Raw genomic sequence first — 2,091 nt, 5'->3', positions numbered from 1 at the left:
CTCGATCTCCCCCGCCTGCATCGACACGATCACCCGCTCGGTCTTGTAAAGACCGGAGGATTTCAACCCGGAAAGCTCGGTGGAGAGATGGGTGAGGAAGGCTGATGTCATGACGGACGCTTTCCTTAAAGGGCTTCGGCCTAAACGGGCTTTGGCCGGAATGAGCTATGGCCAGGATGAACTTCGGCTGGCGATCAAGACCTATCATAATCCGATAGGGATGACAGCGAAAGACAGCGCCAGCGTGCGGCGCAGGCAGGACACTTCACGCTTCGCTGCCAGCCCATCTGCGACGCGCGATGTTTCAAACAGGCGAGCCTGATTCATCGGCACGGGATGGTCTGAGCGCCATTTTTTCCTGCCGTTGCCTTGCATGCGCGACCGCAGCCTCTATCCTATGAGGCTTCTCATTGCGGCCGATAGACACGCGCCGCGCCGCGCGGGAGGCTTCCAATGACACGCCTGTTCCTCATCGCTTCTCTGGCAATGTTTGCCACGACAGCAGCATACGCCGCCGGCGATTGCGCCAATGCGCAGGACCAGACGACGATGGATGCCTGCGCCAGCGAAGCTTTCAAAAAGTCCGACAAGCAGTTGAACGAACTCTACAAACAGATCAGCACGCGGCTGAAGGACGATGCGGACAAGAGCAAGCTTCTGGTGACGGCGCAGCGCGCCTGGGTCACTTTCCGCGATGCCGAATGCGCCTTCTCGGCCTCGGGCGTGGCGGAGAGCAGCGCCTATCCGATGATCCATTCCATGTGCCTTGACGGCCTGACACAGACCAGGACCAAGGATCTGCAGACCTACCTGGCCTGCGAGGAAGGCGATTTGAGTTGCCCGGTTCCCTCCGCACGATAAGCGCCCGAAACCAGCCGCAAACCCTGGCGAAAGTTCGGTGGTATCGAGAAAATAGTTGACTAAGTCAAGTATTTTGGTGTCGATGGGCAATCTTTTCTTTAAGGCGAGGACGCCATGACCATCTTCGACAGATTTTCCCTGAAAGGCCGGGTCGCGCTGGTGACCGGCGGCGGGCGCGGGCTCGGGCTGGAAATCGCCAAGGCGCTTTGCGAGGCCGGAGCGCATGTGGTCATCACCGGGCGCACGGCGGCGACCCTGGACACCGCCCTTTCCGCCCTCACGCAGGCCGGTGGCAGCGCTAGCACGGCGGCCTTCGATATCGCCGACCGCCATGCCCAGCGCGAGACGCTGGCCCTGATCGAACAGAAGCACGGACGGCTCGACATCCTCGTCAACAATGTCGGCGCCCGCGACCGGCGGCCGCTATCGGCCTTCGACGATGACGCGGCGATCGATCTCATCCAGACCGACCTGATCGCCGCACTGACCCTGTCGCGCGATGCGGCCGCGATCATGATGAAGAACGGGCACGGGCGGCTGATCTCGATCACCTCGATCAACGGCCAGGTGTCCATGCCGGGCGACGGCATCTATCCGGTTGCCAAGCAGGGTCTGACCGGCCTGATGCGCGCGATGGCGGTTGAATTCGGTCCGCACGGGATCACCAGCAATGCAATCGCACCCGGCTGGTTTGCCACCGAGACCAACGCGGCAATGGCCGCCGACGAGGACCTGATGCCCTTCGTGCGCCAGCGCATTCCGGCCCAGCGCTGGGGCCGCCCGGACGAAATCGCCGGCGCCGCCCTGTTCCTGGCCAGCGACGCCGCGTCGTTCGTCAACGGCCATGTGCTGACGGTGGATGGCGGCATGACGGTCAGGATGTAAGGTGGGCACTTTCCCTTCTCCCCTGCGGGGAGAAGTGCCGAACGCAGTGAGGCGATGAGGGGGTATGTCGGCGAATTCCGAGCGTACCGCCCCCTCATCCGGCGCTGCGCGCCACCTTCTCCCCGACGGGGAGAAGAGATAAGGCCCCCATCTGCGCTTCTGGCCATCTTTTCTCTCGGGAGAAGAGAGGGCTGCGGAGCGTGCCGCTTAGCCTTTTTTCTACTTGCAGGTTCAACGGAATAACCGGGGCCTGCCCCGATCTCCCCCTTCTCCCCCGCGGGGACCGTTGCATAATCGTCGAATTGACTGATGTGGCCGCAGGATAAGCGAGTTCTTTTGCCCTGG

3 protein-coding genes are annotated in these 2,091 nt (G+C 62.3%); all 3 read left to right on the top strand.

Annotated features, from left to right (window positions below; translation table 11 throughout):
• Positions 1 to 109: 109 nt before the first annotated feature.
• Complete coding sequence (locus ASD32_RS29755) at positions 110 to 322, top strand: hypothetical protein (RefSeq protein WP_156383285.1); 213 nt, start codon at positions 110 to 112, stop codon at positions 320 to 322.
• A 131-nt stretch (positions 323 to 453) separates the two neighbouring features.
• The gene (locus ASD32_RS21755) at positions 454 to 861 is read left to right on the top strand and encodes a lysozyme inhibitor LprI family protein (protein WP_060640131.1); all 408 of its coding nucleotides are present in this window, start codon (positions 454 to 456) and stop codon (positions 859 to 861) included.
• Between the two features lie 114 nt (positions 862 to 975).
• On the top strand, positions 976 to 1,746 hold the full coding sequence (locus ASD32_RS21750; protein ID WP_060640130.1) for an SDR family oxidoreductase: 771 nt from the start codon (positions 976 to 978) through the stop codon (positions 1,744 to 1,746).
• The last annotated feature ends 345 nt before the right edge of the window (positions 1,747 to 2,091 follow it).

The sequence above is a fragment of the Rhizobium sp. Root483D2 genome, assembly GCF_001426685.1.
GTDB classification, from domain to species: domain Bacteria; phylum Pseudomonadota; class Alphaproteobacteria; order Rhizobiales; family Rhizobiaceae; genus Pararhizobium; species Pararhizobium qamdonense.
Note: the sequence above shows the minus strand (reverse complement) of the source record. Positions and strands in the feature narration are given on the sequence as shown.